The organism is Rhizobacter sp. P5_A1 (genome assembly GCF_056400745.1).
Window position 1 is genome coordinate 70,739 of record NZ_JBFUKR010000022.1, and the last position, 16,304, is coordinate 87,042.

13 protein-coding genes are annotated in these 16,304 nt (G+C 68.5%); 4 read left to right on the forward strand and 9 right to left on the reverse strand.

The window, feature by feature from the left end:
• Positions 1–4 precede the first annotated feature (4 nt).
• Genes AC1DTW_RS21145 through oxc form a run of 5 tightly spaced genes read right to left on the reverse strand, consistent with a single transcriptional unit; the run spans position 5 to position 6,451 of the window.
• Complete coding sequence (locus tag AC1DTW_RS21145; RefSeq protein ID WP_477983354.1) at positions 5–1,723, reverse strand: NADH-ubiquinone oxidoreductase-F iron-sulfur binding region domain-containing protein; 1,719 nt, start codon at positions 1,721–1,723, stop codon at positions 5–7.
• 17 nt (positions 1,724–1,740) lie between these two features.
• Positions 1,741–2,988: a formyl-CoA transferase gene (frc, locus tag AC1DTW_RS21150; RefSeq protein ID WP_477983355.1), complete on the reverse strand. Its 1,248-nt coding sequence runs from the start codon at positions 2,986–2,988 to the stop codon at positions 1,741–1,743.
• Entirely contained in the window at positions 2,988–3,440 is a 453-nt protein-coding gene (locus tag AC1DTW_RS21155) for a PAS domain-containing protein (protein WP_477983356.1), read from the reverse strand. The genes frc (AC1DTW_RS21150) and AC1DTW_RS21155 overlap by 1 nt, the downstream gene beginning before the upstream one ends.
• A 1-nt stretch (position 3,441) precedes the next feature.
• A complete protein-coding gene (gene frc, locus AC1DTW_RS21160) occupies positions 3,442–4,713 on the reverse strand; it encodes a formyl-CoA transferase (protein WP_477983357.1) in 1,272 nt (423 codons plus the stop codon).
• A 25-nt stretch (positions 4,714–4,738) separates the two neighbouring features.
• Positions 4,739–6,451: an oxalyl-CoA decarboxylase gene (oxc, locus tag AC1DTW_RS21165; protein ID WP_477983358.1), complete on the reverse strand. Its 1,713-nt coding sequence runs from the start codon at positions 6,449–6,451 to the stop codon at positions 4,739–4,741.
• Positions 6,452–6,623: 172 nt separating this feature from the next.
• Here oxc and AC1DTW_RS21170 point away from each other — a divergent pair, with 172 nt between their 5' ends.
• Positions 6,624–7,232: a Crp/Fnr family transcriptional regulator gene (locus AC1DTW_RS21170; protein WP_477983359.1), complete on the forward strand. Its 609-nt coding sequence runs from the start codon at positions 6,624–6,626 to the stop codon at positions 7,230–7,232.
• A 27-nt stretch (positions 7,233–7,259) separates the two neighbouring features.
• On the opposite strand, the gene oxlT is transcribed toward AC1DTW_RS21170, so the two are convergent.
• Positions 7,260–8,462 (reverse strand): oxalate/formate MFS antiporter, encoded by a 1,203-nt coding sequence (gene oxlT, locus AC1DTW_RS21175; protein ID WP_477983369.1) that lies wholly within the window; start codon positions 8,460–8,462, stop codon positions 7,260–7,262.
• Between the two features lie 627 nt (positions 8,463–9,089).
• Here oxlT and rsgA point away from each other — a divergent pair.
• Positions 9,090–10,226, forward strand: coding sequence for a ribosome small subunit-dependent GTPase A (rsgA, locus tag AC1DTW_RS21180; protein WP_477983360.1), 1,137 nt, complete (start codon positions 9,090–9,092; stop codon positions 10,224–10,226).
• A 30-nt stretch (positions 10,227–10,256) separates the two neighbouring features.
• Here the strand turns inward: rsgA and AC1DTW_RS21185 are convergent, their stop codons facing one another.
• Genes AC1DTW_RS21185 through AC1DTW_RS21195 form a run of 3 tightly spaced genes read right to left on the reverse strand, consistent with a single transcriptional unit; the run spans position 10,257 to position 13,534 of the window.
• Positions 10,257–10,898 carry a pseudouridine synthase gene (locus tag AC1DTW_RS21185; protein ID WP_477983361.1) on the reverse strand — a complete coding sequence of 214 codons (642 nt, stop codon included), beginning with the start codon at positions 10,896–10,898 and terminating at the stop codon, positions 10,257–10,259.
• Positions 10,898–12,142, reverse strand: coding sequence for an MFS transporter (locus AC1DTW_RS21190; RefSeq protein WP_477983362.1), 1,245 nt, complete (start codon positions 12,140–12,142; stop codon positions 10,898–10,900). Before AC1DTW_RS21190 ends, AC1DTW_RS21185 begins: the two co-directional genes overlap by 1 nt.
• A gap of 24 nt (positions 12,143–12,166) precedes the next feature.
• Positions 12,167–13,534, reverse strand: coding sequence for a DEAD/DEAH box helicase (locus AC1DTW_RS21195; RefSeq protein ID WP_477983363.1), 1,368 nt, complete (start codon positions 13,532–13,534; stop codon positions 12,167–12,169).
• Between the two features lie 226 nt (positions 13,535–13,760).
• Between AC1DTW_RS21195 and AC1DTW_RS21200 the strand changes: the two genes are divergently transcribed.
• Entirely contained in the window at positions 13,761–14,216 is a 456-nt protein-coding gene (locus tag AC1DTW_RS21200; protein WP_477983364.1) for a YybH family protein, read from the forward strand.
• Between the two features lie 126 nt (positions 14,217–14,342).
• Entirely contained in the window at positions 14,343–16,007 is a 1,665-nt protein-coding gene (gene ettA, locus AC1DTW_RS21205) for an energy-dependent translational throttle protein EttA (RefSeq protein ID WP_477983365.1), read from the forward strand.
• Positions 16,008–16,304: the final 297 nt, after the last annotated feature.

Below are 16,304 nucleotides of genomic sequence, written 5' to 3' on the forward strand. Positions count from 1 at the left end.
CGGGTCAGACGAGTTCGTGCGGGAAGTACTTGACGACGCAGTCGATCGGGTTCGGCGCGGCCTGGCCGAGCCCGCAGATCGAAGCGTCGCGCATCACGGTCGACAGGTCGGCGAGCAGGTCGAGATCCCAGCTCGGCTTGTCGATCAGCGCCGATGCCTTCGCGGTGCCGTTGCGGCACGGCGTGCACTGGCCGCACGATTCGTGCTTGAAAAACCGCATCATGTTGCGCGCCGCGTCGGTCGCGGTGTCGCGGTCGGAGAGCACGATCACCGCGGCCGAGCCGATGAAGCAGCCGTAGGGCTGCAGCGTGTCGAAGTCGAGCGGAATCTCGTTCAGCGTGGCCGGCAGGATGCCGCCCGACGCGCCGCCGGGCAGGTACGCATAGAACGCGTGACCGGGCAGCATGCCGCCGCAGTATTCGTCGATCAGCTCCTGGATCGTGATGCCGGCCGGCGCGAGCTTCACGCCGGGTTCGCGCACGCGCCCCGAAACCGAGAACGAGCGCAGGCCCTTGCGGCCGTGGCGACCGTGCGCGGCGAACCAGGCGCCGCCTTTCTCGACCAGCTCGCGAACCCAGAACAGGGTCTCGAAGTTGTGCTCCAGCGTCGGCCGGCCGAACAGCCCGACCTGCGCGACATACGGCGGGCGCAGCCGCGGCATGCCGCGCTTGCCTTCGATCGATTCGATCATCGCCGACTCTTCGCCGCAGATGTAGGCGCCGGCGCCGCGCCGCAGGATGATCTCGGGCATCGCCGCGATCGGCGGGTGCGCGCGCAACTTCTCGAGCTCGGTCTCGAGCAGCGCTCGGCACGCGTGGTATTCGTCGCGCAGGTAGATGTAGATGCGCGCGATGCCGACCGCCCACGCGGCGATCAGCATGCCTTCGAGAAAGCGGTGCGGGTCGCGCTCGAGCAGCACGCGGTCCTTGAAGGTGCCGGGCTCGCCCTCGTCGATGTTGACAGCCATCAGACGCGGGGCGGTCTCGGCGCGCACGATGCGCCACTTGCGCCCGGCCGGGAAGCCGGCGCCGCCGAGGCCGCGCAGGCCCGAATCCTCGAGCGTCGCGATGACCGATTCGACATCGCGTGCGCCGCTGTCGCAGGCCTTCAGCAACGCGTAACCGCCGCCGGCCTCGTAGGCGGCGTAGTCGATGTGGCCTTCGGGCAGGTGGCGCGTCGCGTGCGCGGCGACCTTGGCGACGACCGCGTCGCAGCTCGCGTTCGGCACCGCGTTCTGTCCGACGGCGACCGCAGGCGCCTGTTCGCAGCGGCCGATGCACGGTGCGGCGATCACGCGCACGTCCTTGCCGAGCAGCTTCGGCAGGCGCGCGAGCAGGTCGGCGGCGCCGGCCATCTCGCACGACAGCCCGTCGCAGACGCGCACCGTCAGTGCGGCCGGTGGCGCATCGCCTTCCTTCACGATGTCGAAGTGGTGGTAGAAGCTCGCGACCTCGAAGACCTCGGTCTGCGCCAGGCGCATCTCATACGCGAGCGCGGCGAGGTGCGCGGCCGACAGGTGGCCGAAGCTGTCCTGGATCTTGTGCAGGTGCTCGATCAGCAGATCGCGCGCGCGCGATTCATCGCCCAGCAGGCGCTGCACTTCTTCGAGTGCGCCGGCATCGACGCGCCGGCCCTTCGGGGCCTCGCGCCGTCTTTGCTTCGAGGTCGGCTGTTTCGACCCGTCGGCGTTCAGCACCGCGATCGGGATGACTTGGCTGTTCATGGGCGTCCCGGGGGGATTCAGATCACGCGCTCGGCGCGCAGCGTCGCCAGGTCGTCGGCGCTGTAGCCGAGCTGGCCGAGCACTTCGTCGGTGTGTTCGCCGAGCAGCGGCGAGCGCGTCACCTCGGTGGCGCTGTCGGACATCTTGATCGGGTTGCCGACCGTCAGGTACTTGCCGCGCTCCGGGTGATCGACTTCGACGATCGTGCCGGTCTGGCGCAGCGATTCGTCTGCGGCGATCTCCTTCATCGACAGGATCGGGCCGCAGGGGATGTCGTACTGGTTCAGGATCTCCATCGCCTCGATCTTGGTCTTGGTCATGGTCCAGCGCTCGATGCGCGCGAAGATCGGCTTCAGGTGCAGCAAGCGCGCGGCCGGCGTCGCGAAGGCCTCGTCGTCGATCCAGCCTTCTTCGCCGATCACCTTGCACACCGCCGGCCAGACCGCACCCTGCGTGATGAAGTAGATGTAGGCGTTCGGGTCGGTCTCCCAGCCCTTGCACTTCAGGATCGAGCCGGGCTGGCCGCCGCCCGAGGCATTGCCGGCGCGCGGCACGGCGTCGCCGAACTTGCCGTCGGGGTATTGCGGGTACTCGTGCATCGTGCCGGTGCGCTCGAGGCGCTGCTGGTCGCGCAGCTTCACGCGGCACAGGTTCAGCACCGCATCCTGCATCGGCGCGAGCACCTTCTGGCCGCGGCCGGTCGTATTGCGCTGGTAGAGCGCTGCGACGATGCCCAGCGCCAGGTGCAGCCCGGTGCCGCTGTCGCCGATCTGCGCGCCGGTGACGACCGGCGGGCCGTCGTCGAAGCCGGTCGTCGACGCGGCGCCCCCGGCGCACTGCGCGACGTTCTCGTAGACCTTGCAGTCCTCGTAGCGGCCCGGGCCGAAGCCCTTGACCGAGGCGACGATCATGCGCGGGTTGAGCGCCTGGATGTGCTCCCAGGTGATGCCCATGCGGTCGAGCGCGCCGGGCGCGAAGTTCTCGACCAGCACATCGCAGGTCTTGATCAGCGTGTCGAGCACCTGCTTGCCTTTCGGCTTCTTGGTGTCGAGCGTGATCGAGCGCTTGTTGTGGTTCAGCATCGTGAAGTAGAGGCTGTCCACGCCGGGGATGTCGCGCAGCTGGCCGCGCGTGGCATCGCCTTCGCCGGCACGCTCGACCTTGATCACGTCGGCGCCGAACCACGCCAGCAACTGGGTGCACGTGGGCCCGGACTGCACATGGGTGAAATCGAGGATTCGGACGCCGTCCAGGGCCTTGCTCATCAACTGACTCCTTTGACCAAAGCCTCCGCTTCTACCAGACGTTTGCGGAGCTCGCGTTCTTCGGTGAAGCGCTTGGTTTCATCGCGCACGATAGCCGCGATGCCGGTGACCTTGCGATCGTCCGAGAACAACATCGATACCGTGAAGGCGATCGAGAGCGTGCGGCCGTCCTTGTGCAGCGCCGGCACGCGCAGCACGTCGGCGCCGTACTTCGTGACTGCCGTCGCCATCGTCTTGTGGTAACCCTCCCAGTGCCGGTCGCGCTGGCGCTGCGGGATGATCAGGTCGAGCGACTGCCCGAGCGCATCGGCGGGCGTGAAACCGAAGATGCGCTCGGCGGCGCGGTTCCAGAGCGTGATCGCGCCGGCCGCGTCGCAGACGACGATCGCGTCGGCGGCCCCGGCAACGAGTTGCGCCAGGTCGACGCCTGAAGACGAGGAAACCGCCGGCACCTCAGACCGCCTTGACTTCGTGCAGCGCCGCGATGGCCTGCGCGCTGTAGCCCAGCTCGCTCAGCACCTCGTCGGTGTGCTCGCCCAGCAGCGGCGAGCCGGTGACCGCGGGCTTGAAGCCCGAGAACTTGATCGGGCTGCCGATCGTGAAGTAGCTGCCGCGCTCCTTGTGCTGCACCTCGACGATCGAGCCGCTCTTGCGCAGCGACTCGTCGCGCAGCAACTCCTTCATCGACAGCACCGGCGCGCAGGGGATGTCGTGCTTGCGGAAGATGTCGACGGCCTCGAACTTGGTCTTGTCCTTGATGAAGTCCTCGATCGTCGCGAAGATCTCCTCGATGTGCGGCTGGCGCGCCTTGGGGGTGGTGTAGGCCGGATCGGTCTTCCACTCGGGCTTGCCGAGCGCGTTGCAGATCGGTTCCCAGGCGTGGCCCTGCACGGTGAAGTAGATGTAGGCGTTCGGGTCGGTCTCCCAGCCCTTGCACTTCAGGATCCAGCCCGGCTGGCCGCCGCCGCCGGCATTGCCGCCGCGCGGCGTCACCTTGTTGTCGAAGGCTGCCATCTCGTGCGGATACTGCGGGTACTCCTCGAGATAACCCACACGCTCGAGGCGCTGCTGGTCGCGCATCTTCACGCGGCACAGGTTGAGCACGGCGTCCTGCATCGAGCACGCAACCTTCTGCCCCTTGCCGGTCTTCAGGCGGCCGATGACTGCCGTCAGGATGCCGATCGCCAGGTGCATGCCGGTGTTGGTGTCGCCCAGCGCCGCGGCGGAGATCGTCGGAGCCGAGTTCTCGCCCTTCCACCAGCCGGTGGTCGAGGCCGCGCCGCCGGCGCACTGTGCGACGTTCTCGTAGACCTTCAGGTCCTCGTAGTGGTGGCCTTCGGAGAATCCCTTCACGGAAGCCAGGATCATCCCCGGGTTCAGCTCCTGGATGCGCTCCCACGTGAAGCCCATGCGATCGAGTGCGCCGGGGCCGAAGTTCTCGACCATCACGTCGGATTCGCGGATCAGCTTCTCGAGCACCGCCTTGCCTTCGGGCGCCTTCGTGTCCAGCGTCAGCGAGCGCTTGTTGCTGTTGAGCATCGTGAAGTACAGCGCGTCGGCGTTCGGCATGTCGCGCAGCTGGGTGCGCGTCACGTCGCCGGCACCCGGGCGCTCGAGCTTGATGACATCGGCGCCGAACCAGGCCAGCATCTGCGTGCAGGCCGGACCGGCTTGCACGTGGGTGAAGTCGATGATTTTGATGCCCTTGAGGGGGAGGTCAGACATGGTGTTGCTCCTGTGGTGGCCTGGTTTACTTCTTTGCCGCGGTTTGCGGGTTGAGCATCGTGATGCGGCCGCTCTCGGTGCCCGCGGTTTCGTCGATGACGGCGTTGATCAGCGTCGGTTTGCCCGAGGCGAGCGCCTCGTCGATGGCCTTGCTCAGCTCGGCCGGCGTCGTGGCGTGCACGCCGATGCCGCCGAAGGCTTCCATCATCTTGTCGTAGCGGGCGCCCTTGACGAACACCGTGGGCGCGACGTCCGCGGTGCCCGAGCTGTTGACATCGGTGCCGCGGTAGACGCCGTTGTTGTTGAAGACGACGATGCAGACCGGCAGGTTGTAGCGGCAGATCGTCTCGACCTCCATGCCGCTGAAGCCGAACGCGCTGTCGCCCTCGATCGCGATGACCGGCTTGCCGGTGACGACCGCGGCGGCGACCGCGAAGCCCATGCCGATGCCCATGATCCCCCAGGTGCCCACGTCGAGTCGTTTGCGCGGTTCGTACATGTCGACGATGCTGCGCGTGAAGTCGAGCGTGTTCGCGCCTTCGTTGACGAGCATCACATCGGGGCGCGCCTTGATGACTTCACGAACCACGCCGAGGGCGCTGTGGAAGTTCATCGGCGAGGGGTTCTTCGCCAGCGTCTCCGCCATCTTCGAGAGGTTCTTGTCCTTGCGTTCGTTGATCGCGCCGGTCCATGCGGCGGGCGGCCTGGACCAGCCGCTGCCGACACCGGCCAGCAGCGCCGCGACGCACGAGCCGATGTCGCCGACCAGCGGTGCCGCGATCGGCACGTTGCTGTCCATCTCGGTCGGCGCGATGTCGATCTGGATGAACTGCTTCGCACCTGGCGTGCCCCAGGTCTTGCCCTTGCCGTGCGACAGCAGCCAGTTCAGCCGCGCGCCGACGAGCATCACGACATCGGCCTCGGCCAGCACGTACGAGCGTGCGGCCGATGCCGATTGCTCGTGCGTGTCGGGCAGCAGGCCCTTGGCCATCGACATCGGCAGGTAGGGGATGCCGGTCTTCTCGATCAGCGCGCGGATGTCGGCGTCGGCCTGCGCATACGAGGCGCCCTTGCCGAGCACGATCAGCGGGCGCTTCGCGCCCTTCAGCAGGCTCAGCGCGCGCTGCACCGAGTCCGGCGCGGGGATCTGGCGCGGGGCCGGGTCGATGACCTTGATCAGCGAGTTCTTGCCGGCGACCGCGTCCATCGTCTGCGAGAACAGCTTGGCCGGCAGGTCGAGGTAGACGCCGCCCGGCCGTCCCGACAGCGCCGAGCGGATCGCCCGCGCAATGCCGACGCCGATGTCTTGCGCGTGCAGCACGCGGTAGGCCGCTTTGCACAAGGGCTTGGCGATCGCGAGCTGGTCCATCTCTTCGTAGTCGCCTTGTTGCAGGTCGACGATCTCGCGCTCGCTCGATCCGCTGATCAGGATCATCGGGAAGCAGTTGGTCGTCGCGTTGGCGAGCGCGGTCAGGCCGTTCAGGAAGCCCGGCGCCGACACGGTCAGGCAGATGCCCGGCTTTTGCGTCAGGTAGCCGGCGGCTGCCGCGGCGTTGCCGGCATGCTGCTCGTGGCGGAACGAGATGACGCGCATGCCTTCGGCCTGCGCCATGCGGGTCAGGTCGGTGATCGGGATGCCGGGCAGGCCGAAGATCGTGTCGATGTCGTTGAGCTTCAGCGCATCGATGACCAGGTGGAAGCCGTCGGTCAGTTCTTGTGATGAGGTGTCGTGGGTCATGTTGAGACGTCTTTCTGTGGTGTCCTTACGGGGCTTCGATGCGTGCAGGTATCATAGGAATCGAGCCGGGCGCGGCCCAATGACCGCGGTCAATTTTTGCGATCTGGGCCGATGAATCAGAGGGTGCTGCGGACCCGCCGCAGCCACCTTGCCGGTCGTACCGAAGCCGTCCATGACCTTGCTCGCGAAGCACCCCGAACGAAACGTGATCCGCCTGCAGCTCAGGCGCAACGTCGTGCTTCAGGGCTTGGGCGAAGACGACTGGGCCGAGCTCGAAGCGCATCTGGTCATCGTCGACGGCAACAAGGGCGACTTCCTGCTGCACCAGGGCGTGCGCGAGATGGAGCAGTACTTCATCCTCGACGGCATCCTCAAGCGCGTCGTCTCGAACACCGAAGGCAAGGAGATGATCCTGCGCTTCGCCGATGAGCGCGACATGGAGACCAGCTACGCCGCCTGGCGCCTGGGCACGCCCACACCCTACGGCATCGTCTGCGTGACCAGGGCGCGCGTCGCGCGCATGCCGCTGGAGGCCTGGGTCGCGTTCCTCGAGCGCCGTGCCGAGGTGAAGCAGGTCTTCGAATACAGCGTGATGGGCGTGATGAGCGAGATCATGGCCCACACCATCACGCTGCACCTGCTCGACGCGCCGGGGCGCGTGCGGCGCTTTCTGCGCAAGCAGCCGCAGATGCTCGACCGGATTCCGCAGAAGGAACTGGCCTCGTACCTGAACCTGTCGGCGGAGACGCTGAGCCGGTTGATGCATAGCGGCAAACTCTGATTCTCTGCGTCGGGCGAGCGGCGCTGCTTACGCCGCCTTGTCCATGTGGGCACGCCGCATCGGCCGCAGCACGAACCACGCCATCAGTGCGGCGAGCGCGTTCATGATGCTCGCGACGATGAACACCGCGTGCCAGCCGCCGGTGGCGGCGGCGAGCACGCTCGACAGCGGCACCAGCAGCGAGGCCGTGCCCTTCGCGGTGTAGAGCATGCCGGCGTTCGCGGCCGCGTACTTCGAACCGAAGGTGTCGGCGCAGGTCGACGGGAACAGGCTGTAGATCTCGCCCCATGCGAAGAACACGAGGCCGGTCAGGATCACGAACGCGATCGGGTTCTGGCCGAAGGTGTAGAGCATCAGGATGCCGACGGCCTCCAGGCCGAACGCGATGAACATCGTCTGCTCGCGGCCGATCTTGTCGGAGACCCAGCCGAAGAACGGGCGCGTCAGGCCGTTCAGCACGCGGTCGATCGCGAGCGCGAAGGTCAGCGCCGGCAGCACCAGGCCCATGATGTTCACCGGCACGTCGCCGATCTTGAAATCCTTCGCGATCGGGCCGAGCTGCGCGGTGGCCATCAGGCCGCCGGCGGCGACGAGTACGAACATCAGGTACATGACCCAGAAGACCGGCTTGCGCACGATCTCGGTCGGGCTGTAGTCGCGCCGGGATTGCTGCACGCCGATCGCCGAGAGGTTCTTCGGGTGCTCGGGCGCGCGCGTCAGCGCCCACGAGATCAGGAACACGATCAGGCCCTGGCCGAGGCCGAAGTAGAGGAAGGCCGCTTCGTAGCCGTTCGACTTGATGAAGGCCGAGATCGGCACGATCGTCAGCGCCGACCCGGCGCCGAACCCGGCGGCGGTCAGGCCGGCCGCGAGGCCGCGCCGATCGGGGAACCACTTCAGCGCGTTGCCGACGCAGGTGCCGTACACGGCCCCGGCGCCGACGCCGCCGATCGCCGCGGCGATGTACAGCAGCGTCAGCGAGTCGGCGATCGAGTTGAGTGCCCAGCCGAGGCCGCACAAGATGCCGCCGACGAGCACGACCGGGCGCGGGCCGAACTTGTCGACGAGGTAGCCTTCGATCGGCACGAGCCAGGTCTCGGTCAGCACGAAGATCGTGAACGCGACCTGGATCGCGGCGCGGCTCCAGCCGTGCTTGTCGGCGATCGGATTGACGAACAGGGTCCAGCCGTACTGCAGGTTCGCGATCATCGCCATGCACACGATGCCCATCAGCAACTGCCCCCATCGATAGGCAGGGCTGTGGGCGGCGGCGCTTGCGGACGTGCCTCCGGTGGGGGCGTGGATAGTGGCAGATGGATTGCTCATGGCGGACCTTGTCTCTGTGGGGTGTGTGTGAGAAGGGTGTCGAATCGCCGCGGCGTCGAGTGCGCCGCTTCGGACGCTTGCACTCGCTTGATTCGCATCGAGGTGCACTGTCGGAGGGTCGACCCAAAAAACTCTTGACGTGAGTCAACTTCCAAAAAATCGACATGCTCGTTGTCCCTAATGCGATCGGCGTCAACGCGAAAGTCCATGCGTGCAGCGTGGCGGAGCGCATCAACGCCGCGCGCCGCGGCGATTGACTCCGCGCGCATGCACGTGGCAGACTCCGCGCCCCGGCCATGCACTCACGCAAGCGCCGCAACCTGCCACAGGAGGTGCTCCATGAATCCATCTGCCATCACCTCTTCGTCGGCCGCCTGACGCTCGCTTCGTCACCCCGCTTTCTTCTCCCCGACGCGCACTCCGCGCGACCGACGTTTCCCTATCCGCTGACCCGCGTGCGCTGGCGCGCGCCGGGCCGTTCCGCGCGCGAGCCGTGCCGCGCGCTGCGAGAAACGAAGGTTCCGATCCACCATGATGGAAATCCATTTCGAACGCCTGCGCACCCTGGGCCTGACGCCCGCGCTGGCGAATCGTGCGGCCGCCGTGGCCGCCGAACTAGAAGCTGAACGCAAGGACAGCGGCGTGCGCGTCGACATGCCGCCGCTCGAACTGCTGCGCCTGACCGAGGTGCACCGCGATGCGGTGGGCCTGCACGACGGCGAAGACGAACTGAGCGCACGCGTGCTGCCGCGCCTGACGCGCGCGCTCGCCGACGAGGGCAGCGCGCTCGCGGTCGGCGACTGGGTGCTGGCGGCGACCGACGCGCACGGCCAGATCCGGGTCCATGCGCGCGTGCCACCGCTGTCGCACATCAACCGGCGTGACGCCGACGGCCGGCGCCACCCGGTCGTCAGCAACGTCGACACCGCGTTGCTGGTGATGGGCCTCGACGACGACTTCAACCCGCGCCGCCTCGAGCGCTACCTTGCACTGGTCCATGCGGGCCGCTTTGAGGCCGAGATCACACCGGCGGTCGTACTGACCAAGGCCGACGTGATCGCACACGTGCCCGGCCTGCTGGCCGAGCGCATCGAAGCGCTGCGCGGCCGCGTGCCGGCGCGCATCGACCTGTTCGCGATCGACGGCACCGACCCGTACACGGTGCAGCAACTGCAGGCCTACCTGGGCGCCGGGCAGACGCTGGTCGTGCTCGGCTCGTCGGGTGCCGGCAAGTCGACGCTGACGAACACGCTGCTCGGCCGCCACACGCAGGACACCGGTGCGGTGCGCGAGCACGACAGCCGGGGCAAGCACACGACGACCTCGCGCTCGCTGCACCGCCTGCCTGGCGGCGCGTGCGTGATCGACACGCCGGGCTTGCGCGCGCTGCGGCCCGATGTCGACGAGGCGACGCTGGCGTCGGCCTTCGACGACATCGAAGCGCTCGCTGCGCAGTGCCGCTTCCGCGACTGCAAGCACCACGACGAGCCCGGCTGCGCGGTGCGCGAGGGCGTGCCGCCGGACCGCGTGCGCAACTACCACAAGCTGCTGCGCGAGGCCCGGCGCGACACGCTGAGCGTGCTCGAGCGTCAGCAGCAACTGGCGATGTGGAAGGCGCGTGGACGGGTCGGCCGCGAACGCCTCAAGGCCAAGCGCGACGAGGCGTGAGCGGCGGGTGCGGCGCTCCGCCGCGAGGCGTCAGAACGGCGGCGTCGACGCGAACGCGAGCGCGGCGTCGCCGGCCGGGTGCGCGAAGCGCAGCGCGCTGGCGTGCAGCAGCAGTCGATCGGCAGCCGCGAGCGCCGGCGCCGGCGCGTACAGCGCGTCGCCGAGGATCGGGTGGCCGAGCGCGAGCAGGTGCACGCGCAGCTGGTGCGCGCGGCCGGTCACCGGTTCGAGCTCGAGCCGCGTGCGATCGCGTTCGGCGTCGAACGCGAGCACGCGGTAGCGCGTCAGCGACGGCTTGCCGGCTTCGATGTCGACCTTCTGGCGCGGCCGGTTCGGCCAGTCGGCGAGCAACGGCAGGTCGATCTCGCCCTGCGACGGTTCGACGCGGCCCTGGACGACCGCGACGTAGCGCTTGTGCACTTCACGCCGCGCGAACGCGCCGCTCAACGCGCGCTGCATCGTCGGGCCGCGCGCGAACAGCATCAGCCCGGAGGTCGACATGTCGAGCCGGTGCACGACCCGCGCGTCCGCGAACTCGGCCTGCACGCGCGCGGCCAGGCAGTCCTGCGCGCCCGCGCCGCGGCCGGGGACAGCGAGCAGCCCACTCGGCTTGAGCGCAACGATGCAGTGCGCATCGACATGCACGCGCTCGAAGCCGGCCGGATGGGACATCAGCGCCGACTCGTCAGCGCATCCCGCTGCGCGAGCGGCGGGAAGAGCCTGACCCACGAGAGCGCAACCAGCAGCGTGCCGAGGCCGCCGATCACCACCGAGCCGACCGGCCCGAGCAGCGCCGCGGTGGCCCCTGACTCGAACTCGCCGAGCTGGTTCGATGCGCCGATGAACACCGAGTTGACCGCGCTGACGCGGCCGCGCATCTCGTCGGGCGTGTCGAGCTGCACCAGCGACTGGCGGATCACGACGCTGACCATGTCGCCGGCGCCGGCGACGACGAGCGCGATCAGCGAGACGACGAACGAGCCCGACAGCCCGAACACGATCGTCGCGGCGCCGTAGACCGCGACCGCGCCGAGCAGTACGCGGCCGGCGTGGCGCGTGATCGGAAAGCGGCTCAGCAGCAGCGACAGCGCGAACGCGCCGGCGGCCGGCGCGGCGCGCAGCAGGCCCAGGCCCCACGGGCCGGTGTGCAGGATGTCGCGCGCGAAGATCGGCAGCAGCGCGGTCGCGCCGCCGAGCAGCACCGCGAACAGATCGAGCGAGATCGCGCCGAGCACGACCGGCCGGTGACGCACGAAGCGCACGCCGGCGAGCAGCGTGCCCCAGTCCATGTTGCGCACCGCGGCCGGAAGTCGGGCGTAGCGCACGCCGGCGACGAGCGCGCCCGACAACGCGAACAGCGCCGCGCAGACCGCGTAGACGGCCTGCGCGCCGGCCACGTAGATGAAGCCGCCGAGCGCCGGCCCGGCGACGATCGCGCCTTGCGAACCCATCGCGCTGAACGCGAGCGCGCGCGGCAGCACCTCGGCCGGCACCAGCAGCGGCGTCAGCGCCTGCTGGGCCGGCATCTGGAACGCCCTCACGCAGCCGAGCAGCACCGAGACGACGAGCAGCAGTTCGCGGCTGGCCCAGTGCCAATGCGCGCTGCCTGCAAGCAGCAGCGTGATGGCCGTCTGCGCCAGCATGCACAGGCCGACGATGCGTGCGCGGTCGAAGCGGTCGACGACATGGCCGGCGATCAGCACCAGCAGCAGCGCCGGCAGGAACTGCAGCAGGCCGACCAGCCCCAGGTCCCAGGCGCTGCCGGTCAGGTCGTACATCTGCCAGCCGACCGCGACCATCAGCATCTGGCTCGCGCCGGTGCTCGCGAGGCGCGAGAACCACAGGCGGATGAAGGCAGGGAACCCGAACAGCGCGGCGCTCGGGGCGTTGGGCGGGTGGATCGCCGCGGTGCCCATTGCCGGTGGCGAGCGTCGAGCGGATCAGCGCTTCGGCGGGCCCGAACGGGCTGGTGGCCGGCCGCTGCGCTGGCCCTGCGGCCGTGCCGGCGCCGACGACGAGCGACCGCCGCCCCCGCCATGACCACCACCGCCATGACCGCCGCGGCCACCGCCGCCGCCATTGGCGTGGTGCCGTTGGCCGCCGCGGCCGGCGCCTTCGCCGATCACCATGCGGCCGAGCACGATCGGCTCGGGCTTCTCGTTCGCGGGCGGCTCGAAGCCGGGCACGATCTCCTTCGGGATCTCGCGCTTGATCAGCCGCTCGATGTCGCGCAGAAAGCCGTTCTCGTCGACGCAGACCAGCGACACCGCCTCGCCCTTCGCGCCGGCGCGGCCGGTGCGGCCGATGCGGTGCACGTAGTCTTCGGGCACGTTCGGCAGCTCGTAGTTGACGACGTGCGGCAGCATGTCGATGTCGATGCCGCGCGCGGCGATGTCGGTCGCGACCAGCACCGTCAGGTCACCGGTCTTGAACTCGGCCAGCGCCTTGGTGCGCGCGGTCTGGCTCTTGTTGCCGTGGATCGCCATCGCGCTGATGTCGGCTTTCAGCAAATGCTCCACCAAACGATTGGCGCCGTGCTTCATGCGCGTGAACACGAGCACCTGGTCCCAGTCGTTGTCCTTGATCAGGTGGATCAGCAGATCCTTCTTCATCTCGCGGCCGACCGGGTGCACCTTCTGCGCGATCGTCTCGGCGGTCTGGTTGCGGCGCGCGACCTCGATCAGCACCGGCTTGTTCAGCAGGCGATCGGCGAGTGCCTTGATCTCGTCGCTGAAGGTCGCGCTGAACAGCAGGCTCTGCTTCTGCGCCGGCAGCACCGCGAGCACCTTCTTGATGTCGTGGATGAAGCCCATGTCGAGCATGCGGTCGGCTTCGTCGAGCACGAAGATCTCGACGTGCGAGAGGTCGAGCGTGCGCTGCTGGTGGTGGTCGAGCAGGCGGCCCGGCGTCGCGACGAGGATGTCGACGCCGCGCTTGAGCTTGTCGATCTGCGGCTGCATGCCGACGCCGCCGAACATCACCATCGAGCTGAGCTTGCTGTACTTGCCGTAGGTGCGCACGCTCTCCTCGACCTGCGCGGCGAGTTCGCGCGTCGGCGTCAGGATCAGCGCGCGGATCGGCAGCCGACCTTTCGCGTCACGCACCGCGGGCTTGGCCATCAGGCGGTGCAACATCGGCAGCGTGAAGCCGGCGGTCTTGCCGGTGCCGGTCTGCGCGCCGCCCATCAGGTCGGCGCCCGAGAGCACGGTCGGGATGGCTTGCGCCTGGATCGGGGTCGGCGTGGTGTAGCCGTACTCGTGAACAGCACGCAGCAAGGGATCGGCGAGACCGAGTTCGTCGAAGGACATGGGATTCCAAACAGAGAGAGTCGGCCTGTCGCTCTTAGATCGGGCGCCAGTCGCAGGCAGAGGGGTGTGGCGAACGCGGCGCTCGAAGAACAAGCGCTGGCTCAGTCAGAAATGACGTCGGCGCAGTGACTGGTGACTGCGCCGGTGCCGGTATTCTAACCGGTCGTGTGATGACCTCGGCGTCGCAAGCTTGTCGCGCCGACTGATTGAACGAGGAGAGCGCGTGATGACAACACGATTTCTCGCCGCGGCACTCGCTGCCCAGCTGCTGGCGGCCGGCGCCGCGCTGGCCGAGCCCGACATCCTGGCGCTGACGCGTCAGGTCGCAGACACCGAGCGCGCGTTCGCACGCAGCATGGCCGAGCGCGACCATGCGGCGTTCAGCGCGCATCTCTCGGAGCCGGCGGTGTTCTTCTCCGGTGCACAGGTGCTGAACGGCAAGGCCGCGGTGGCCGCCGCCTGGAAGCGCTTCTTCGAGGCGAAGGAGGCGCCGTTCTCGTGGGCGCCGGACCAGGTCGTCGTGCTCGCCGACGGCACGCTTGCCCACTCGAGCGGCCCGGTGCGCGACTCGTCGGGCAAGCCGATCGCGCGCTTCAACTCGGTCTGGCGCCTCGAAGCGCCGGGTGTCTGGCGCATCGTGTTCGACAAGGGCGAACGGTGGGAGGAGCCGGGGAAGCCCTGAAGTCTGGGTTGGGGTTGGGGCCCAACCCCGCCAATCCAGCCGAATCGGGAGAGCAGCGACAATACCCGGTTGGCAGCCGCGCTCAGCGGCGCATGCCCCAGCGCTCAGACCCTCTGCAGGAACCCCATGGCCCAGTATGTTTTCACGATGAACCGCGTCGGCAAGATCGTGCCGCCGAAGCGGCAGATCCTCAAGGACATCTCGCTCAGCTTCTTCCCAGGCGCCAAGATCGGCGTGCTCGGCACCAACGGCTCCGGCAAGAGCACATTGCTGAAGATCATGGCCGGCCTCGACAAGGACATCGAGGGCGAGGCCACGCCGATGCCGAACCTGAAGATCGGCTACCTGCCGCAGGAGCCGGTGATGAACCCGGACCAGACCGTGCGCCAGGCCGTCGAGGAAGGCATCGGTGGCGTGCTGGCCGCGAAGAAGCGCCTCGACGAGGTCTACGCCGAGTACGGCGAGGCGGATGCCGATTTCGACAAGCTCGCCGCCGAGCAGGCCGAGCTCGAGGCGGTCATCTCGGCCGCCGGCAGTGACAACACCGACCTGCAGCTCGAGATCGCCGCCGACGCGCTGCGCCTCGCGCCGTGGGACGCGGTGATCGGCAAGCTCTCGGGCGGCGAGAAGCGCCGCGTCGCGCTGTGCCGACTGCTGCTGAGCAAGCCCGACATGCTGCTGCTCGACGAGCCGACCAACCACCTCGACGCCGAGTCGGTCGACTGGCTCGAGCAGTTCCTGCAGCGCTTCGGCGGCACCGTCGTCGCGATCACCCACGATCGCTACTTCCTCGACAACGCGGCCGAGTGGATCCTCGAACTCGACCGCGGCCGCGGCATCCCGTACAAGGGCAACTACTCGACTTGGCTCGACCAGAAGGAACAGCGCCTCGAGCAGGAGCAGAAGACCGAGGACGCCCGCACCCGCGCGATGAAGAAGGAACTGGAGTGGGTACGCCAGAACCCGAAGGGCCGCCAGGCGAAGAGCAAGGCGCGCCTCGCGCGCTTCGAGGAGCTGTCGGACGTCGACTACCAGAAGCGCAACGAGACCAACGAGATCTTCATCCCGGTCGGCGAACGCCTCGGCCACGAGGTGCTCGAGTTCGAGAACGTCAGCAAGAGCTTCGGCGATCGCGTGCTGATCGACGACCTGAGCTTCAAGGTGCCGGCCGGCGCGATCGTCGGCATCATCGGGCCGAACGGCGCGGGCAAGTCGACGCTGTTCCGGATGATCGCCGGCAAGGAGCAGCCCACCAGCGGCAACGTCAAGATCGGCCCGACGACGCGCATGGCCTTCGTCGACCAGAGCCGCGAGAGCCTGGAGGACGACAAGACCGTGTGGCAGGACGTCTCCGGCGGCCTCGACAACATCGTCGTCGGCAAGTTCGTGATGCCGTCGCGTGCCTACATCGGCCGCTTCAACTTCAAGGGCAATGACCAGCAGAAGCTCGTCGGCAGCCTGTCGGGCGGCGAGCGCGGCCGACTGCACCTGGCGAAGACGCTGGCGCAGGGCGGCAACGTGCTGATGCTCGACGAGCCGTCGAACGACCTGGACGTCGAAACCCTGCGCGCGCTCGAAGACGCGCTGCTCGAGTTCGCCGGCTCGGTGATGGTGATCAGCCACGACCGCTGGTTCCTCGACCGCATCGCGACGCACATCCTGGCCTGCGAGGGCGACTCGAAGTGGGTCTTCTTCGACGGCAACTACCAGGAGTACGAGGCCGACAAGAAGAAGCGCCTCGGCGAAGAGGGCGCGCGCCCGCACCGGCTGCGCTTCAAGGCGCTGAAGTGACGGCAGCGCGCCGGTGGGGCTATTCGCCCCGCTGGCAAAATGACTGAACCGACGGGGCGCCGCGCGCCTCTGAGCGGTGCAGGCGAGGGCGGCACGGGCCAATCCCGCGCCGCCCTTGTTCACTTTTGCGGTTCCCGATCATGAAGCACCTCGCGTCCCCCTTGGGCCGGCCGCTGTTGGCCACCTTGACCTTGACGCTGCTGGCCGGCTGCGCCTCGCTGGCCCCGGCCGGCGCTGGTAGTGGCGGCCATGCCGCGCCGACGACGGCCGGCGCGCCGCCGCGCGCCGCGGCTGCCC